At 73.7% G+C, this 17,116-nt stretch carries 17 protein-coding genes; 5 read left to right on the top strand and 12 right to left on the bottom strand.

What is annotated here, in order from left to right; all coding sequences use genetic code 11:
* Positions 1-15 precede the first annotated feature (15 nt).
* Positions 16-1,260, bottom strand: a complete 1,245-nt coding sequence (locus ACZ5DC_RS32710; RefSeq protein WP_468658755.1) for an MFS transporter — start codon at positions 1,258-1,260, stop codon at positions 16-18.
* A 133-nt stretch (positions 1,261-1,393) separates the two neighbouring features.
* Between ACZ5DC_RS32710 and ACZ5DC_RS32715 the strand changes: the two genes are divergently transcribed.
* The gene (locus ACZ5DC_RS32715) at positions 1,394-2,329 is read left to right on the top strand and encodes a LysR family transcriptional regulator (protein WP_468658757.1); all 936 of its coding nucleotides are present in this window, start codon (positions 1,394-1,396) and stop codon (positions 2,327-2,329) included.
* Positions 2,330-2,477: 148 nt separating this feature from the next.
* Here ACZ5DC_RS32715 and ykgO read toward each other — a convergent pair whose 3' ends face one another.
* From ykgO to ACZ5DC_RS32755, 8 genes are all read right to left on the bottom strand, one after another.
* Entirely contained in the window at positions 2,478-2,600 is a 123-nt protein-coding gene (ykgO, locus tag ACZ5DC_RS32720; protein WP_366753603.1) for a type B 50S ribosomal protein L36, read from the bottom strand.
* Positions 2,601-2,637: 37 nt separating this feature from the next.
* Positions 2,638-2,898, bottom strand: a complete 261-nt coding sequence (locus ACZ5DC_RS32725) for a type B 50S ribosomal protein L31 (RefSeq protein ID WP_468658760.1) — start codon at positions 2,896-2,898, stop codon at positions 2,638-2,640.
* A gap of 74 nt (positions 2,899-2,972) precedes the next feature.
* Complete coding sequence (gene rpmG, locus ACZ5DC_RS32730; protein ID WP_468656418.1) at positions 2,973-3,137, bottom strand: 50S ribosomal protein L33; 165 nt, start codon at positions 3,135-3,137, stop codon at positions 2,973-2,975.
* A 93-nt stretch (positions 3,138-3,230) separates the two neighbouring features.
* Positions 3,231-5,126 (bottom strand): Na+/H+ antiporter NhaA, encoded by a 1,896-nt coding sequence (locus tag ACZ5DC_RS32735; RefSeq protein ID WP_468658762.1) that lies wholly within the window; start codon positions 5,124-5,126, stop codon positions 3,231-3,233.
* 122 nt (positions 5,127-5,248) lie between these two features.
* Positions 5,249-5,515 (bottom strand): DUF2630 family protein, encoded by a 267-nt coding sequence (locus tag ACZ5DC_RS32740; RefSeq protein ID WP_366753600.1) that lies wholly within the window; start codon positions 5,513-5,515, stop codon positions 5,249-5,251.
* A gap of 145 nt (positions 5,516-5,660) precedes the next feature.
* Entirely contained in the window at positions 5,661-6,029 is a 369-nt protein-coding gene (locus tag ACZ5DC_RS32745) for a hypothetical protein (RefSeq protein ID WP_468658764.1), read from the bottom strand.
* A 196-nt stretch (positions 6,030-6,225) separates the two neighbouring features.
* A complete protein-coding gene (locus ACZ5DC_RS32750) occupies positions 6,226-6,426 on the bottom strand; it encodes a hypothetical protein (protein WP_468658766.1) in 201 nt (66 codons plus the stop codon).
* A gap of 470 nt (positions 6,427-6,896) precedes the next feature.
* Positions 6,897-8,816, bottom strand: a complete 1,920-nt coding sequence (locus tag ACZ5DC_RS32755; RefSeq protein ID WP_468658768.1) for an ABC transporter ATP-binding protein — start codon at positions 8,814-8,816, stop codon at positions 6,897-6,899.
* 241 nt (positions 8,817-9,057) lie between these two features.
* On the opposite strand from ACZ5DC_RS32755, the gene ACZ5DC_RS32760 reads away from it, so the two are divergent.
* The 3 genes from ACZ5DC_RS32760 to ACZ5DC_RS32770 all read left to right on the top strand — a co-directional run bounded on the left by ACZ5DC_RS32760 (position 9,058) and on the right by ACZ5DC_RS32770 (position 11,776).
* Positions 9,058-9,276: a hypothetical protein gene (locus ACZ5DC_RS32760; RefSeq protein ID WP_468658770.1), complete on the top strand. Its 219-nt coding sequence runs from the start codon at positions 9,058-9,060 to the stop codon at positions 9,274-9,276.
* A complete protein-coding gene (locus ACZ5DC_RS32765; protein WP_468658772.1) occupies positions 9,269-10,492 on the top strand; it encodes a helix-turn-helix domain-containing protein in 1,224 nt (407 codons plus the stop codon). The genes ACZ5DC_RS32760 and ACZ5DC_RS32765 overlap by 8 nt, the downstream gene beginning before the upstream one ends.
* Before the next feature lie 639 nt (positions 10,493-11,131).
* On the top strand, positions 11,132-11,776 hold the full coding sequence (locus ACZ5DC_RS32770; RefSeq protein WP_468658774.1) for a CatB-related O-acetyltransferase: 645 nt from the start codon (positions 11,132-11,134) through the stop codon (positions 11,774-11,776).
* Positions 11,777-11,778: 2 nt separating this feature from the next.
* On the opposite strand, the gene ACZ5DC_RS32775 is transcribed toward ACZ5DC_RS32770, so the two are convergent.
* The 3 genes from ACZ5DC_RS32775 to ACZ5DC_RS32785 form a co-directional block, all read right to left on the bottom strand.
* Entirely contained in the window at positions 11,779-13,350 is a 1,572-nt protein-coding gene (locus ACZ5DC_RS32775) for a glycoside hydrolase family 30 protein (protein WP_468658777.1), read from the bottom strand.
* Between the two features lie 130 nt (positions 13,351-13,480).
* The gene (gene murQ / locus ACZ5DC_RS32780) at positions 13,481-14,377 is read right to left on the bottom strand and encodes an N-acetylmuramic acid 6-phosphate etherase (RefSeq protein WP_468658779.1); all 897 of its coding nucleotides are present in this window, start codon (positions 14,375-14,377) and stop codon (positions 13,481-13,483) included.
* A gap of 562 nt (positions 14,378-14,939) precedes the next feature.
* Entirely contained in the window at positions 14,940-15,884 is a 945-nt protein-coding gene (locus ACZ5DC_RS32785; RefSeq protein ID WP_468658781.1) for a MurR/RpiR family transcriptional regulator, read from the bottom strand.
* A 225-nt stretch (positions 15,885-16,109) separates the two neighbouring features.
* Between ACZ5DC_RS32785 and ACZ5DC_RS32790 the strand changes: the two genes are divergently transcribed.
* Positions 16,110-17,108 carry an N-acetylglucosamine kinase gene (locus tag ACZ5DC_RS32790; RefSeq protein WP_468658783.1) on the top strand — a complete coding sequence of 333 codons (999 nt, stop codon included), beginning with the start codon at positions 16,110-16,112 and terminating at the stop codon, positions 17,106-17,108.
* Positions 17,109-17,116 lie beyond the last annotated feature (8 nt).

Raw genomic sequence — 17,116 nt, forward strand, 5'->3', positions numbered from 1 at the left:
CGCCGTACCGGTTCGTCAGGGGCGGACCGGTGCCGGTTCCGGGGCGGGGCGGGGCGTCGCCGCGCGGCGGGGAAGCAGCAGCGGGGTCGCCAGCAGGAGCGCGCCGGCCAGGCCGATGGCCGGGCGCGGGCCGAGCAGGCTGCCCAGGACGCCCCAGACGGCTATCAGCAGCGCGGTCGACGCCTTGGTCGTCACCGTCCACGCGGTCAGCGTGCGGGCGACGCGGTCGGTCGCGGTGCGCTCCAGGCGGTAGGTGGCGGACACGGGGTTGAACACCGCGCAGCCGAAGATGAGGCCGAGTTCGACGCCCGTCACCAGCAGCAGTCCCCCGGTGCCCGGCCCGGTGAAGGCGAGGCCGACGGGCCACAGGGCGCGCAGCGTCCCGGACGCGACCAGGACGCGGTGCTGCCCGAACCGGGCGGCGAGCGGGCGGGCCAGCCGTGCGCCGAGCAGCCCGCCGATCGAGGGCACCGCGAAGGCGAGGCCGTACTGCCACGGCGCGAACCCGAGCCGGCCGAGCATCAGGACGGCCAGCAGCGAATCGGCGGCCATCACCAGGCCGTTGAAGAGGGCGGTGGTGAAGAACAGCGGCCGCAGCGTCGGGTCGGCGAGGATGTACCGCCAGCCGTCGAGCAGGTCCCGGGCCCGCGGACCCGCGGCCGGCCGGCGCTCGGGCGGCGGCTCCTGCCCGCCCATCGCGCGCAGGCCCAGGGCCGACAGCAGGTAGCTGACCGCGTCGGCCACCACCGTCGCCACCGGACCGAGGAGCCCGGTCGCCGCGCCGCCCAGCGGCGGCCCGATGATCGTGGTGGTCCAGGCCGTGGACTCGAACCGCGCGTTGGCCACGAGCAGGTCCTCGGCCGGCAGCAGCGTCTTCAGGTACGCGCCGGAGGCGGCGCGGAAGGTGATGTCGGCCGCCGCGACGACGACCGAGACCAGCAGGAGCTGGAGGAAGGTGAGCGCGCCGAGCGCGAACGCGACGGGGATCGTCAGCAGTGCCGCGCACCGCACCAGGTCCATCGCGATCAGCACGGGCCGCTTGCGGCGGAACTCCACCCACGGCCCGAGCGGCACCGCCGCCGCCGCGCCCACCGCGGCGCCCACGGAGGAGAGCGCGGCGACCTCGGCCGGCCCGGCGTGCAGCACGCGGACGGCGATCAGCGGGAACGCGCCGAAGGCGAGCCAGGTGCCGAGCGCGCTGGTCCCGTACGCTCCCCAGAGCCAGCCGAACCGTCGCCCCAGCCGGTGTCCGCCTCTCATGCCCGACGCCCCCTCGCCCTCATCCGCACAACCGGTCCGCGACCGGAACCATCAAAGCGAGCCGGGTGAGCAGCGGGCAAACAACCCCGGAGCCGTCGGCCACAACCGTCGGTTGTGGCCCTAGGGTGGCGGTATGGACCTCGACACCGTCCGGACCTTCGTCGCCGCCGCCGACGCGGGGCAGTTCCAGGAGGCCGCCGCCGAGCTGGCGGTCACCCAGCAGGCCGTCTCCAAGCGCATCGCCGCGCTGGAGCGCACCCTCGGGGTACGGCTGTTCACCCGCACCCCGCGCGGAGCCGAGCTCACCATCGACGGGCAGGCGTTCCTGCCCCACGCGCGCGAACTGCTGCGCGCCGCCGAGCGCGCGGTGGCGTCCGTACGCACCGGCCGCCGCCCGCTGCGCGTCGACGTGATCGCCTCGCGCGGCGCGGCGACGGGCCTGATGCGCGGGTTCCACCGCGCGCACCCCGGGATCGACCTCGACGTGGTGATGCTCTTCGACATCGAGAAGGCCGTCGCCGCCCTCCGCTCCGGCACGATCGACGCGTCCTTCCGCGCCGTCGCCGCGCCCGGCCGGCCCCTCCCGGAGGACGTCGAGTCCGTCCGGGTGCTCGACGAACCGCTCCAGCTCCTCACCGGCCCCGGCCACGCGCTGGCGGGCGCCCGCTCGGTGCCCCTCGCCCGGCTCGCCGGGCACCGGATCTGGATGCCCGGCGTCGTCCCCGGTACCGAGTGGGCCGCCTACTACGACGAGCTGGTCGCCGAGTTCGGCCTCACCATCGAGGCGACCGGCCCCAACTTCGGCTCCGACGCGCTCCTCGACACGGTCGCGGACACCCCGGCCCTGGCCACCTTCATGGGCGCGCACACCAGCCTCGTCTGGCCCGCCGGCCTCGGCCTGCGCCGCATCCCGGTGACCGACCCGACGCCCGTCTACCCGCACTCACTCCTGTGGCACCGCGACAACTCCCACCCGGCACTGGCCACCCTCCGCGAGCACCTCGCCACCACGACGGCCGGCCACGACGCCACCGGGACCTGGACGCCGGACTGGGTGCTCCCCCGCTGACCCGCCCGCTGCGGCGGGGCCGTGCCCTCGGTCAGTGTGCCGCGAGGGTGAACGCCTCGCTGCCGTTCGTCAGCCGTCCGTCCAGGGGACGGGAACGGCCCGGCACCGCGGGTGCGGTGCCGGGCCGTGCCGGGGGCGTTGCGGGGCGTCAGCCCTGGCGGGCCTTGAAGCGGGGGTCCTTCTTGTTGATCACGTAGGTGACGCCCCGCCGGCGCACCACCTGGGCGCCCGGCTTGGCCTTCAACGAGCGCAGGGACTTGCGTACCTTCATCGCGGTCTCCTCCCGGGAGGTCGAACGGGTCGTGCCGTCAGTGGCGGTCGGTGGTGGTGCGGCCGTAGCGGCGCTGGAAGCGCTCCACCCGGCCGGCGGTGTCCACGACGCGCGTGGTGCCGGTGTAGAACGGGTGGCTCGCCGAGGAGATCTCGACGTCGACGACCGGGTAGGTGGTGCCGTCCTCCCACTCGACCGTGCGGTGGGTGTCGATGGTGGAGCGGGTGAGCAGCTGGAAGCCTGCCGCGCGGTCGCGGAAGACGACGGGGCGGGAGACGGGGTGGATGCCGTTCCTCATGGGGTGTTCCTCCTCGCAGGGCGAGTGTTCCTCGCAGGGGGTGTGTTCTTCGCGGGGGGCGGGGTGCGCGCGGGTCAGCGCTCCTCGCGGAAGAGGACGTGCGCGCCGGCCACCGGGTCGTACTTGCGCAGGACCATCCGGTCGGGGTCGTTCAGACGGTTCTTGCGGGTCACGTAGGTGACGCCGGTGCCGGCCGTCGACTTCAGCTTGACGACGGGGCGTGTGGTGCTGCGTGCCATGAGGGACTCCTTCCGCCGACCGCCCGAGCCCGTTGACTCGAACATGTCAGACGGTTCTCTCAACACCGTCACCCCGTGACGCATTCCCGGCCCTCACCGCCCCGCGCCGGCCCCGATCGCCGCCCGCTCACGAGCCGCCCGCACCGCCGCCGACAGGCTCGCGATGTCGTACGCCCCGTGGTGCCGGCGCCCGTTCACGAAGAACGTCGGCGTGCCCGCCACCTGGCTGAGGTCCGCCGACTCCACGTCCTCGGCGATCCGCGCCGCGCCCCGGTGGGAGCGCAGGTCCCGGTCGAAGCGCTGGGCGTCAAGCCCGAGGGTGTCGGCGTACGTGCGCAGATGGCCCAGGCGCAGCTCGCCCTGGTGACCGAGCAGCAGATCGTGCATCTCCCAGTAGCGGCCCTGCGCCGCCGCGGCCTCCGCCGCCTCGGCCGCCAGCTGGGCGTGGACGTGCACGTCCGTCAGGGGCAGGTGCCGCCACACGTACCGCACGTCGCCGAAGTCGCCGAGCAGCTCACGGACGACCGGCTCGGCCTGTCCGCAGTACGGGCACTCGTAGTCGCCGTACTCCACGACGGTCACCGACGCGTGCCGCGGCCCCCGCACGTGGTCGCGGTCGGGGTCGACCGGCACGGCCAGGTCGACGAGCGTCTCCGCGTCGCCGAGCAGCGCCCGCTGCCGCAGCCTGCCCGGCAGCACCGCGAGGACCGCGGTGAGGAGCCGGCTGATCAGGAAGGAGCCGGCCAGGGCGCTCAGGATGCCGATCTTCGCGTCCGCCAGCTGTGTCCCCCGGAAGGCGAGGGTCGCGATGAGCAGGGAGACGGTGAAGCCCGTCCCGGCCAGGGCACCGCCCGCCGCGACGGCTCCCCAGCCGACCGGCGGCCGGACCCGCCCCCGGCTGACCCCGTACGCCAGCGCGGACGCCCCGACGATGCCCAGCGGCTTGCCGACGAGGAACGCGAGCAGGATGCCGAGCGTGACCGGCGAGGTGAACGCCCGCGCCAGTTGGCCGGCGTCGAGCGGGATACCCGTGTTGGCCAGGGCGAACAGCGGGACGACGAGATAGCTGGTCCACGGGTGGTACAGGCCCTGGAGCCGCTCGTTGGGCGAGATCGCGGACGCGAGGCCGGCCTGCGCCGAGCGCGCCAGCTCGGGCGTCGGCTGCTCGCGGAACATCCGGAACAGGCCCGTGGCGTGTTCGAGGTCGGCGCGTGCCGCCGGGTACGCGTAGGTGATCAGGCCCATGGCGAGGCCGATGACCACGGGATCGACACCCGACTCCAGCAGCGCGACCCAGGCGACGAGCGCGAGCAGCGCGTAGACCAGGCCCCGGCGCACCCCGAGCGCGCGGGCGAGCAGGATGACGCCGAACACCGCGACCGCGATGAGCAGCGCCGGTACGTCGACGTGCGCGCTGTAGGCGACGGCGATGACGCCCAGGGCGACGAAGTCGTCGACGACCGTGATCGTCAGGATGAAGATCCGCAACCCGCTCGGCAACCGGTGCCCGGTGACGGCGAGCATGCCGAGGGCGAAGGCGGTGTCGGTGGACATCGCCGCACCCCAGCCGTGCGCGGACGAGTGCCCCGCGTTGACCGCGAGGAAGAGGGCGACCGGGACGGCCATGCCGCTGATCCCGGCGGCGAGCGGCAGGGCCAGACGCCGGCGGTCGCGCAGTTCGCCCATGTCGAACTCGCGGCGCGCCTCCAGTCCGACGACGAAGAAGAACAGCGCCATCAGACCGCTGTTGATCCACTCCCGCAGTGAGAGGGACAGACCGTGGGTGCCGATCCCGACGGACAGGTGCGTCTCCCAGAACGACGCGTAGCCCGCGGGCGCCGCGTTGGCCCACAGCAACGCGACGAGCGCCGCCGTCACCAGGACGGCGGCGCTACCGGTCTCGGTCCGCAGGAAGTGGCGCAGCGGCGAGCGGGAGCCGGCGCAGGCGGTCTGGCCCGAGAGGTCGTCGGGTGCGAACGCCGTGCTCATCCGTGCTCATCTCCACCTCGTGCCGAGTCTCGTGCCGGCCGGCACTGCCGTGGCAACAGCGGCGGGTGGGGCGTTCATTCCGGGGGTGGAGACGGGAGGGGGCGGACGGCCCGTGCCGGTCGTCAGGACAGGTACCGCTCCACCTGCGACGCCGGGCGCACCTGGGCCTCTTCGGGGTCCTGGCCGGCGGCGGCGCGGGCCCGGCGCTGCCGCAGGAGGTCCCAGCACTGGTCGAGCTCGGTCTCCAGCCGTGCCAGCCGTTCCTGCTCGGTCGGCTGGTCGATGCCGTGGTCCGCCAGACGGTCCCGCAGGTCCTTCTCCTGGTTGATCATTTCCGTGATGCGTCCGAGGATCTGCTTCTCGGCCTCGGCGCCGGGTCCCGTCGTCATGTCTGTCTCCCCAAGCCGCGATCCGACCTCAATCAGTCGATTTCATGTATTGAACAGCAGGTTCGAGCCGTTCGCCACGGCGGGACGAGCGATGATCGTGTCCGGCCGTCGGATGCCTGGGGAGGCAGGGGATGCCGGAGGCACCTCAAGATGTGAGAACGACCCGGCCGCCGGTCCGGCCGCCGCTGTCGCCCGTGACGCACTCCTGATAGGGGTTCGGGTCGCCCTGGCGCTCCTGGCACGTCCAGGTGGCCGCCCCGACACGGATCGCGGCGGGCGCGCCCGCCCTGCTGGACGCGGACTTGGTGTAGGTGCTCGCGACCTCCAGGGCGGTGGCGCAGGACCCGGCCGGGTCGGTCCAGACCGCCAGCCCGGTGGCCTTGTCCACACCGCAGAACGTGACCGGCGACCGGGCGGCGGCGCCCGTGCCGGCGAACGCGGGGGCCGGGGCCCCTAGGCACAGCGCGGCGGCGCCCAGCAGGCCCGCGGCCGCCCCCGTCATGATCGAACGCATCACAGGTGTCTCCCTCGCGGTGACGAACGAGCCGGGGCGGGTCGGGCGTCAGTGCGCGCCGCACCGGTGTCCGGCCCTCTCACCGTACGATCATCCACGGGGGCGGGGTGATCGGCACGCCGCCGTCCGCCGGACGGTGCGGCCGGGGCACGAGCGCGGACGGCCGAGCGGGGCTGACGTGGCCCGACGGCTCATCTCACCGGGCGGTACCGCGCAGCCGGGCGAGTGCGGCGTCCGGGTCGGCCCGGCGGGGGCGGTGGTAGGGCGGCCTGGCGAGCGCGGCCGCCCTTGCGCAGGCGCCGGTGAGGGCGGAGCGGACCGGGCCGGCCGCGATGCCGGCGGACAGCGGGTGGAAGGCCGGGTGGACCGCCACGCCGGGCAGGAGGCCGGGCAGCACGGCGATCCATGCTCCAGGTGGCCTTTGTGACGGCCTCGGGCCGGTGGGCGTCGTAGCCCCCGGCGGTCCAGGCCGCGGTTCCTCCGGCGAGGGGGGCGGTGGCGACGCCGTTCCCGGCGGGGACGCGGCAGGCGTTCTCCGAGCGGGCTCCGGGGGCGCGGACGAGGGGGATGTCGCCGAGGCCGGTCAGCGGGAGCGGATGAGGGCCCGGCTGGAGAAGCTCTTCCCGTCCCTCGCCTGAGGCGGGGGACGGCGGAGGTGGCGAGGGCGGCCCGCGGTCGCCGTCAACCGCCGGCCGCGGGTCGCCCCCGGCGCGGGTGCACGCTGACGGCACCGGACGTGACCGTGGAGGACGTCACGGTCCGCACCGGCGCCCCCCGCGCCCGACCGGGCTCACGGCCGCCTGCCGACCGGGAGCGCCGGTCCGCCGGGACGCCGGGCGCGGCCGGGGACGGCCGGCGATCAGTCGGTCAGGGGAACCCGGGGCTCGTATGCGCGGGGGACGGTGTCCTGCGGCCCTCGTCCGGTGCCGGGCCGGCCGGCCCGGACCGCGCGCCGGCTCCCGTTTCCGGCACCCGGGGTCCCCGGGCCGGCTCGGTGCTCTCGCCGAGGAAACCGCCCGACTGGTGCTGCCAGAGCCTGGCGTAGGCGCCGTCCGCGGCGATCAGTTCCTCGTGGGTGCCCTGCTCGACGACGCTTCCGCGGTCCAGGACGACGAGACGGTCCATGCCGGCGACGGTGCTCAGCCGGTGGGCCACCACGAGGGCGGTACGCCCGTCCATCAGCCGCCACAGGGCGTCCTGGACGAGGAGTTCGCTCTCCGAGTCCAGCGCGCTGGTCGCCTCGTCGAGCAGCAGCACCGGGGCGTCGCGCAGGATGGCCCTGGCGAGGGCGACCCGCTGGCGCTGGCCGCCCGAGAGTTTGACCCCCCGCTCCCCCACCAGCGTGGCGAAGCCGTCGGGGAGCTGGTCGGCGAACTCGGTGACGTGCGCGGCCGCGGCCGCCTCGCGGATCTCCTCGTCGGTGGCGCCGGGCCGGGCGAACGCGATGTTGTCCCGCAGGCTGCGGTGGAACATGGCGGGTTCCTGAGGGACGTAGGCGATCAGTGAGCGCAGGTCGCTCTGGCGCAGCCGGCTGATGTCCTGACCGCCGATCAGGATGCGTCCGCCGTCGACGTCCGACATCCGCAGCAGCAGTCGGGTGAGGGTGGTCTTGCCACCGCCGGACCTGCCGACCAGACCGATCCGTGCGCCGGCGGGCACGTCCAGGTCGAGTCCCCGGAAGATGGGCTTCGCACCCGCGTGGGCGAACGTCACCGCCTCGAAGCGGATGCCCGTGTCCCGCGGTGCGAGCGGTTCGGGCTCCGCCGGGTCGAGCACGGTGGGCGGCTCCAGCAGCAGTTCGGTGAACTGCGCGGCCTCGGTCATCGAGCTTTCCAGACGTCGGTAGATCTGGTTGAACTCGAACATGATCTGGGTGGCGTTCGAGTAGTAGGTGAAGCTGACGACGATCTCCTCGACGCCCTGGCCCGAGCCGCCGAAGGCGACGGCCACCAGCAGACCGAGCACGTTGGTCAGCACGGACATGGGGGCGACCAGGGTGTCGACGCGCAGATTGCCGTAGTCCCACGACCTCAGCGTCAGGCGGCGGGAGTCCGCGACTCGGCCGCGGTGTTCGTCGGCCTCCCGCCGCTCCGCCGCGAACGCCCGGATGGTCTCCATGTTCATCAGGCTGTCGGCGACGTGGCCGGAGACTCTGGCGATCGCCGCCTCACGTTCGTTGACGAGCCTCTGCCTGCGGCGGATCAGAGGCGTCGCGGCCACCACGGTCAGCGCGATCATCACGAGTAGGCCGACGACGAGCATCGGCTGGTAGCTCCACAGCACCACGGAGCCGAACACCAGGGGGACGAGACTGCCCACGATCCGGTACGTCACCGTGTCGACGAAGTCCTCGAAGCGCTTGCCGTAGCTGAGCACCCGTTTGGTCAGGGAGCCGGCGAAGTTGTCGTGGAAGAACGCCGCGTCCTTGGCCAGGAGTTCGTCCATGCCGCTCACGTACAGGTGTTCCATGCCGAGGGCGTCCAGGCGGTTCAGGCAGTGCTGCCCGACCCGCCACACGGCCTCGGCGAGCAGCAGCGTCACACCGAAGCCCAGCACGTACGGCAGTGCCGGGCCGAGGGTGAGCCCGCCCTCGCCGGCGGCCTGTCCCGCCAGTTTGGCGATCAGCAGGGGGGCGACGTAGCGGATGCCGATGTTGCCCACGGCCGGCAACAGCAGCGCGGGCAGGGTCAGCGGTCGTAGTCGCAGCAGTTCCCGGCCGTAGCGGCGCAGCGCCAGAACGACCGCGCTCCTGCCCGGCGCCGGCCCGCGTGCGTCTGTTGTCCCCATCACACTCCCGGAGGTTCGGAGACGTCGAAGTCTCCCGTCCGCGGAGTTTCTCAGTCCAGGCATTTAACGCGGAACGGCGAGAACCGGACAGGCGTGCCGCGTTCAGGACACCCGGCGGGCGTGTCCGGTGGCGGTGGCCGGCCTGCCGCCGCGGCCGGTTCCGTCATAGTGCGGACGCCGCGCACTAAGTGACGCTATGTTGGCGCGCGCAGGCGTCATCAGCGACGAAGGGTCCACCGCCATGTCCCGCCTCAACATCGCTCTCCTGACCCTCACGGCCGTCCAGAACGTCCAGGTCGCCGACCAGGTCCGCCGTGACCCGGCCGTCGTCAAGGCGGCCAGGCGGTTCGCCGAGGACAGTGCCCAGGCCTTCCGTTCCGGTGGTGCGCTCGTCCGCGAGGCACAGGCCTCCTGGCGCCGTCACAGCCCGCTGACCAAGGAGGCCGGAACCGGTGACTGATGTCAGCCCGGAGGCGATGGGCCTCGTGATCCGCGAGCACCGCCTGGCCCTGACACCGCCGATGACCCAGGAAGAGCTGGCCGGGCGGGCCGACTACGGGAAGGGCGGCGCGGTGTCGATCTCCCGGATCGAACGCGGGCTCATCAGCCCCGGTGAGCGCCGTCTGGCCGCCATAGCCCTCGCCCTGCGACTGACTCCGGCGCAGCTCACGCAGGAGGCCGAGGAGCGCACCAGGTCCCTCGCCCGTGAGCGCGGCCAGCGGCCGGTGAAGCTGCGCGACCAGGTCGCGGAGACGAAGAGGCGCCACGCCGGGATCAACGAGAAGGTGGCCCAGCGGTCCCAGATCACCCAGGAACTCGGAGAGGCCTTCAACCATGTCCACGACTCCGCCCGTGACGAGTTCTTCCTGAGGTTCGTGGAACTGGCCGAGAGCATCAGCGGGGCGCCCGAGCCCGAGCGGCCCGGTGAGGAGGAGATCGAGGGCACGGGCGAGACCCCCACCGCGATCCGGGTCGAGGCCATGTCCGCCGGGATCGCCAACGCGATCCGGGGTGCCGCCGCCGGAGGCGCGGCGGGGGCGGCAGTCGGCGGCGCCGCCGCCTACGGTGCGTTCACCGCCGCCGCGTTGCTCGGGACCGCCTCCACCGGAGCGGCCATCTCGACGCTGTCCGGGGTCGCCGCGACCAACGCGACCCTGGCCCTCCTCGGAGGGGGCACGCTGGCCGCCGGCGGTGCGGGCATGGCGGGTGGAGTGCTCCTGCTCACCGGGATGGTCGCCGCCCCGGCGGCAGCGCTGGCGGCCGCCGGCTTCTACGTCCTGAGGCAGCGCCGGACCAAGAGGGAGGAGGAGCGGCTCCGCACCGAGGTGGAGGTCGCGGAGGCGGCTCTGGACCAGTCGCAGCACGGCTTCGACACGATGATCGACGTACTGCACCGCGCCACGGCCATCATGGAGTACGTCAGCGTGCACGGCACCCACGCCCTGGAGAAGTGGAGGGCCGGTCTGCCGCCGGAGCCCCGGGACTGGGAGTCGCTCGGGCGCGAAGGGCAGGCCCGGTACCGGGAGTTCCTGACCGTGGCGGGCTGCCTCGTCGCCGTGAGCAGCATCAACGTCAGCGCCCTGCTCACGGCGGAGCCCGGCGCCCTGCGCGAGATGGACGAGGCCGTCGACGAGACGCTGCGCTACGCGGACAGGACCATCAAGTCGATCGTCTGAGTCCCGAGGCCGTCGCCGTCGCGCGGACGTGGTGCCACGGCGTCGTCAGTGGCGTGCCGCATGATGCGAAGCAGTGACGGCCCGCCCGGCAGGGGATCCAGGAGGCCGTCGGCGGCCGAGGGGAGGGCGACCATGCGCAGGCCGGTCACGGGCGAGGTGCACGACGGCGCCCCCGCGCTGGACCCGGGCTGGGAGGACGTGGCCGAGGTGTCCTTCCGCCCGGTGTCGGACCGCACCAGCCTGGTCCAGCGGACGGCTGCCGAGCGAGGCGCTGCGCGGTGCCGGCGGCAATGTCCGCGGTCTGCTCCGCTTCGACAGCGACCTGGTGCACGCGCTCGATGCCGTCGGCCCCCAGGTCCAGCGGGTTCGGGAGACGGCGGGCCGAGGCGGGGCCTGGGCCAGGCCCTGGGCACGCTCGTACCGACCGGGGCCGCCCCGCTCAGGGCGGCACTGGACGCGGTGTGGCACGCGGTGAACACCTACGGCGAGCACTATCCGGAGCTCCTGGAGGAGATCCGGTCGGCGTGCGCCGAGGGGCTGGACGCATAGCCGGGCCCCCGTAAACCGGTGTACCGGACGACCCGGTACGGGGATCATGGAACGGCCCGTGTCACGCCGACCGTTGGGAAGCCCTTCGCCATGCCCGTACCCGCCGACCCGACGGTCCTGCACCCGATGCCCGAGCAGCCGCGGGTGGTGCTGCTCAAGCCGCTGGTGAAGTCCCCGCTGATCGAGGCCGGGGAGTTCTCCTACTACGACGATCCGGACGACGCGACCGCGTTCGAGACGCGCAACGTGCTCTACCACTACGGGCCGGAGAAGCTGGTCATCGGCAAGTTCTGCGCGCTGGGCACAGGCGTGCGGTTCATCATGAACGGCGCCAACCACCGCATGGACGGCCCCTCGACGTTCCCCTTCCCCACCATGGGCGGCTCCTGGGCCGACCACTTCGACCTGCTCACCGGCCTGCCGAACCGCGGGGACACCGTCGTCGGCAACGACGTGTGGTTCGGCCACGGCGCGACGGTCATGCCCGGGGTGCGCATCGGGCACGGCGCGATCATCGGCACCGGGGCCGTGGTCACCGGCGACGTGCCCGACTACGGCATCGTCGGCGGCAACCCGGCCCGCCTCGTCCGCACCCGCCACACCCCCCGGGACGTCGCCCGGCTGCTGGCGGTGGCCTGGTGGGACTGGCCCCTGGAGCACATCACCGAGCATGTGCGGACCATCATGTCGGGCAGCGTCGCCGACCTGGAGGCCGCCGCCCCGGGCGGTCGCTGACGTCAGCGGCCGGGGCCGCTCCTCCAGCGGTAGGTGGCGAAGGAGTCCGCCGGGACCGTCACCACGAACGACTGGCCGGCGACGGTGATCCGGACCTTGCCGTCGGTGTGGGCGCTGTTGCCGAGGACCGCGACGAAGGAGCCGTCCTTCTTGCGGTAGACGACGTTGCCGATGCCGTGCTCGGCGGCGCTGGATTCGAGGCGTACGTCGCCGGGCGCGAGGTACTTTGCGAACTGCCCGATCGGGTACAGCTCGTCGCGGACGGTGAAGTCGCGCGTGGCCGTGTTCACCGTCACCAGCCGGTCCCGCCACTTGGTGGTGGCCGCGACCTGGTTCCAGTCGACGTCGTTGTCCCGGGCCGGTGTCCAGTGCAGCGTGCCGCCGTCCTGGTCGGTGGTCTGGGCCCACAGGATGTAGGAACCGGCGTCGAGGCGGAAGTCGTCGAGGATGGTCGAGGGCGACAGGTCGCTCGTCTCGGTGAGCTGGACCGGCTTGCCCGTCTGCTCGTAGGCGTCGCGCATGACGGTCGGGTCGCCCCAGTAGGGGTGGAAGGCGATGGCGTCGGCCGCCTCGCGGACCTGCGCGCCGGTCACCGAGCCGTCGGGGGCGTCGTCGAAGATGCGGTGGTAGTTCTTGGTCGCCTCGCTGTGGGGGTCGCGCCAGTCCCAGAAGTTGAAGTCATGCACGTACAGCCCGGTGTTCAGCCGCGCGGCCCGGAACTCCCGCTTGATCGCCAGGGCCAGCTTCTGCTGCTGGGCGACGCTGATGTCCATGGCCGGGTAGACGACGTCCATGCCCGGCTCGTTCAGCAGGGTCAGGGCGTCGACCCGGATGCCGTGCCGGGCGTAAGCCTGGACGAACTTGACGTAGTAGCGGGCGAAGACGTCGATGCAGTCGTCCCGCAACTTGCCGGCCTGGTAGTACTCCGTGCTGCTCCCGGGCTTGAGCGCGACCTGCCCGGTGAACCGGTTGTTCGTCTTCATCCAGGCCGGTGCGCTCCACGCGGACGCGAAGAAGGTGGCGTGGGGGTTGTAGCGCTGGATGAGCTTGACCGTGTCGATGATGTGCAGGTCGACGTCCCGCCGGATGGAGAAGTGCTTCAGCCCGAAGTCGTCGGTGACGCCGTCGGGCAGGTCGTCCTCCGACCAGAACGGCAGGTGCTCGATGAGGTCGGGGCTGCCGATCGTCAGCCGGAACCGGTCCAGGCCCGCGCCGTGCACGGGGTCGACGAGGAGCCGGACGGCCTTCTCCCGTTCGGCGGGGGTGAGCTTCCACAGGTTGGACACGCTCGTCTCGTCCAGGGAGAAGCCCACGCCCGCGTACTGCTGCCGGACGGCCTTCGGGTCCGCGACGACGGTGGCGTCGACCGGGCCGCCGGGGTCGGTGCCGGTCCTGACCTCCGGCAGCGGCACCCAGGCCCGCGCGGCGCCGGTGGAGTAGGTGCCGGTCACGATCCGGCCGTGGCCGGGCGGCCCGCCCGCGGCTCGGTCGGCGTGCGCGGCCGGGCCCGCGCCGACCAGCGCGGACACGGCCATGGTCGCGACGGCCGCTAGTGCGGTGAGATGACGTCCCACGCCTGCTCCCTGGGCTCCGGGGGTGTCGGGGGTCGGCGCCGCACGGTGCCGGCGGCGCGCGACCGCTCCGGATCCAAGCAATTCCGCGGAGTTAAGTCAAGGTTTGAAGTAAGCCTGGTGTGCGCCTTGTTCAGGGCCGGCCCACGGCCGTCCGCGTGTCGCCGCCGGCCTTCTCCAGGCGCCGGGCGGCCTCCTCGGCGGTGCAGTGCGCGAGGAGCATGACGATGGCGGTCTTGGCGTGTCCGTCCGCCGCCCGCAGTGCCCCGGCGGCGGCGTCGGGGTCCGCGCCGGTCGCCTGGACGACCATGCGGCGGGCGCGGTCGAGCAGCTTCTCGTTGCTGGCCCGGACGTCGACCATCAGGTTCCCGTAGACCTTGCCCAGGCGGACCATGGAGGCGGTGGAGAGCATGTTGCAGACCATCTTCTCGGCGGTGCCGCCCTTCAGCCGGGTCGACCCGGTGAGGATCTCGGGCCCGGTGGGGACCTCGATGGGGATGTCGGCGTAGCGGCTGATCACGGCGTCGCGGTTGCAGGCGACCGACACCGTTGTCGCGCCCTTGGCGGCGGCGTGCTTCAGTCCGCCGACGACGTAGGGGGTACGGCCGCTGGCGGCGAGCCCGACGACCGTGTCGCGGTCGTCCACGCCGATCCCTTCGAGGTCGGCGGCGGCCCGCTCGGGTTCGTCCTCGGCGCCCTCCACCGCGACGACGAAGGCGCCGGGACCGCCGGAGAGCAGTCCCACCACCTGTTCCGGGGCGGTGCCGAAGGTCGGAGGGCACTCGACGGCGTCGAGCAGTCCGATACGGCCGCTGGTGCCGGCGCCGAGGTAGATGAGCCGTCCGCCGCGGCGCAGGGACGCGGTGATCGCCTCGACGGCGGTGCCGATCTCCGCGAGGGCGCCGCGTACCGCGAGGGCGACGGTCTGGTCCTCGTCGTTCATGACCGACAGCAGTTCGCCGACCGGCATGCGGTCGAGATCGACGGTCCGCTCGTTGCGGGTCTCGGTGCCGAGAGTGCTGAGGTCCACGGCGGCTTTTCCTTTCCTGGACGGTACGGGGGGGTGAGCCGGGGGCTCGGGGTGAGCGGAGGCTAGGGGGGCGGCGCAGGCTCGGGTGGCGGGGCTGGTGGCCGGAGCGGGGGGCTCCGCATCGAAACGGGAGGGGTCGGGGGGTGAGCCGGGAGCTCGGGGGGGCTGCTGGTCGGAGCCGGGGCTCCTGGAGTGAGGCGGAGGCGGGAAGTCTGGGTGGTGGAGCGGGAGCTGCGGGAGTGAGCCGGGGGCTCGAAGGCGGGGGTCCGGGTCCTAGGCCCGGGGATTCGTGGGCAGGGGCTCCTGGCCGGGGACGGAAGCTCGGTGGCTGCTGGTCGGAGCCGGAGGCTCAGGGGGTACGGAGAGTCGTCGGCGCGGACTGCTGTCGGAGGCGCGGGCTGCTGGTCGAAGTCGGAGGCTCGGGGACAGGGGCGGGGCTCGGAGCCGGAGGCTCGGGGACAGGGGCGGGGCTCGGGGGCGGACGCGCCGGCCGCTGGGGCGGAGCCGCCGGTGCCAACTGGTCGGAGACGTGGCGCTCCTGCCGAGCACCCCCGGTACGGCGTCAGTCGGGCGTCTGCGTGCGGCGTCCCGGTTGCGGGGTGCTGCGGCGGCGGACCGCCTCGTAGGTCTCGTGCAGGGCCGCGGTCGCGGCGTCGTAGCCGCGCTGGGCGACGCCCACGAACAGGCAGTCGACGACGGCGAGCTGGGCGATGCGGCTGACGGTCGCGCCGGACCGGAAGGGCGTCTCCCGGGCGCAGGTCGTCAGCACGAGGTCCGCGCTGCGGGCGAGCGCGGAGCGGGGGACGTTGGTGAGGGCGATGGTGGTCGCGCCGCGCGCGGCGGCGGCCTGGAGCGGCTCGACGGTGTCCTCGGTCTCCCCGGAGTGGGATATCGCGAGGGCCACGTCGCCGGGTCCGAGCAGCGCCGTCGCGGTGAGGGCCGCGTGCCGGTCGGTCCAGATGAACGCCATGTGGCCGATGCGGTGCAGCTTCTGGTGCAGGTCCTGGCCGACGAAGGCGCTCGCGCCGACGCCGAAGATGTCGATCCGCCGGGCTCCCGCCACGGCGTCCACCGCACGGCCCAGGACGTCGATGTCCAGACCGGCCCCGGAGTCCTCCAGGGCCCGCACCTCGTTGTAGACGATCTTCTCGACGATCTCGCTCAGCGTGTCGGTGGCGCTGATGTCGGTGCTCGGCATCGGGCGCTCGCCGTCGAGGGCGTGTTCGCGGGCCGCCGCGGCGGCGAGGGCGAGGCGCAGCTGGGGGTAGTTGGTGATGCCTATGGTCCGGCAGAAGCGCATGACCGTGGCCACGGAGGTGTCCGCCCGCCGGCCGAGCGCGCTGATGGACAGCTCCGACGCCTGCGCGGGATCGGCCAGGACGACGTCGGCCACCCGTCGTTCCGACGGTGCCATGGCGGGCAGTTCGGCGCGGATGCGCGCCAGGGTCCCGGCGGGGGACTCGTCCACCGGCCGGGCCGGGGTGCGGGGTGGTTTCTGGCCGGCCATGGACCGCTGCCTCCTGGATGAACGCCCGACTGGGTGGCGCCACAGTAACCACGCCCTGCGAGCGGCGTCAAAAATTTACGGGACTCACTCGATGACGTTACTTATTGACATCCGGAGGTCCGCCTTCTGATACTCGCTGCACCGCGATCCGCGCCGGCCACCGGTCTTCCGGCCACTGGTGACCGTTCGACGTGACGGATCCCTGGACACACGAAGGCGTGCCGCATGACAGCAGCAGTCGCGGTGGACCTGGGCAAGACCGGCTGCCGTGCCGTGCTGTGGGACGGCGCCGGCCCTGCCCGAGACGTCCACGAGGTGCCCGGCGCCCCCGGGCTCGCCACCGACGACGGAGTGACGACGGCCCGCGCCGCCGTGCTCGCCGCCGTCCGGCCCCTGCTGGCGCGGGAGCCGTCCGTCCGGCCGGCGGCCGTCTGCGTGGGCGCGGCGGGAGCCGCCGCCGCACCGGACGCGGCCCGTGCCCTGGCCGGGCTGCTCCTGGACGACCTGTCCGCCGAGGAGGTGGCCGTGACCAGCGACGCGGTCACCGCCCACGCCGGCGCCCTGGGCGGCCGTACCGGCGTCGTGCTCGCGATCGGCACCGGCGCGGTGGCCATCGGCATCGGGAGCGACGGCGCGTACGCCCGCGTCGACGGCTGGGGTCCCTGGCTCGGCGACGAGGGCAGCGGCGCCTGGATCGGCGCCGCCGGGCTGCGGGCCGCGCTGCGCGCCCACGACGGACGCGGCCCGGACACCGCGCTGCTGGCCGCCGCGACCGAGCGCTTCGGCGACCCCGACCGGCTGCCGTCGGCCCTGGGCCGCGACGGCAACCCCGCCCGTACCGCCGCGTCCTTCGCACCGGACGTCGCGCGCACGGCCGCGGCGGGCGACCCCACGGCCTCGGCGATCGTCCGGGACGCCGCCACGGCGCTCGGCGAGGCCGTGCTCGCCGCGGCCCGCCGGATCGGCGGCGACGGCCTCGACGTCGCCGTCACCGGCGGGCTCACCGGCCTCGGCGAACCGCTGCTCGGGCCGCTGCGCTCCGCGCTCGCCGGCTTCCCGCGCCCCCTGCGGCTGCGCCCCCCGCTCGGCGACCCGCTGGACGGCGCGCGCCTGCTGGCCCTGGACGCCCGCGGGCCGCACGAACCGCATGTCGTCCGCGTCCGGCGGACGGCCCCCTTCCCCCCTGTCCCCACCCCGCCGGTCTCCCCGCCGGCCGTTGCTTAGGAGAGAGC

This window comes from Streptomyces sp. NPDC031445, assembly GCF_055581365.1.

What these genes read in the sequence shown, in the direction of transcription:
- ACZ5DC_RS32710 (WP_468658755.1), bottom strand. Translation starts at nt 1,260, where the DNA reads ATGAGAGGCGGACACCGGCTGGGGCGACGGTTCGGCTGGCTCTGGGGA.
- ACZ5DC_RS32735 (WP_468658762.1), bottom strand. Translation starts at nt 5,126, where the DNA reads ATGAGCACGGCGTTCGCACCCGACGACCTCTCGGGCCAGACCGCCTGC.
- ACZ5DC_RS32785 (WP_468658781.1), bottom strand. Translation starts at nt 15,884, where the DNA reads ATGGCCGGCCAGAAACCACCCCGCACCCCGGCCCGGCCGGTGGACGAG.
- ykgO (WP_366753603.1), bottom strand. Translation starts at nt 2,600, where the DNA reads ATGAAGGTACGCAAGTCCCTGCGCTCGTTGAAGGCCAAGCCGGGCGCC.
- ACZ5DC_RS32760 (WP_468658770.1), top strand. Translation starts at nt 9,058, where the DNA reads ATGTCCCGCCTCAACATCGCTCTCCTGACCCTCACGGCCGTCCAGAAC.
- rpmG (WP_468656418.1), bottom strand. Translation starts at nt 3,137, where the DNA reads ATGGCACGCAGCACCACACGCCCCGTCGTCAAGCTGAAGTCGACGGCC.
- ACZ5DC_RS32715 (WP_468658757.1), top strand. Translation starts at nt 1,394, where the DNA reads ATGGACCTCGACACCGTCCGGACCTTCGTCGCCGCCGCCGACGCGGGG.
- ACZ5DC_RS32745 (WP_468658764.1), bottom strand. Translation starts at nt 6,029, where the DNA reads ATGCGTTCGATCATGACGGGGGCGGCCGCGGGCCTGCTGGGCGCCGCC.
- ACZ5DC_RS32790 (WP_468658783.1), top strand. Translation starts at nt 16,110, where the DNA reads ATGACAGCAGCAGTCGCGGTGGACCTGGGCAAGACCGGCTGCCGTGCC.
- ACZ5DC_RS32740 (WP_366753600.1), bottom strand. Translation starts at nt 5,515, where the DNA reads ATGACGACGGGACCCGGCGCCGAGGCCGAGAAGCAGATCCTCGGACGC.
- ACZ5DC_RS32725 (WP_468658760.1), bottom strand. Translation starts at nt 2,898, where the DNA reads ATGAGGAACGGCATCCACCCCGTCTCCCGCCCCGTCGTCTTCCGCGAC.
- ACZ5DC_RS32770 (WP_468658774.1), top strand. Translation starts at nt 11,132, where the DNA reads ATGCCCGTACCCGCCGACCCGACGGTCCTGCACCCGATGCCCGAGCAG.
- ACZ5DC_RS32755 (WP_468658768.1), bottom strand. Translation starts at nt 8,816, where the DNA reads ATGGGGACAACAGACGCACGCGGGCCGGCGCCGGGCAGGAGCGCGGTC.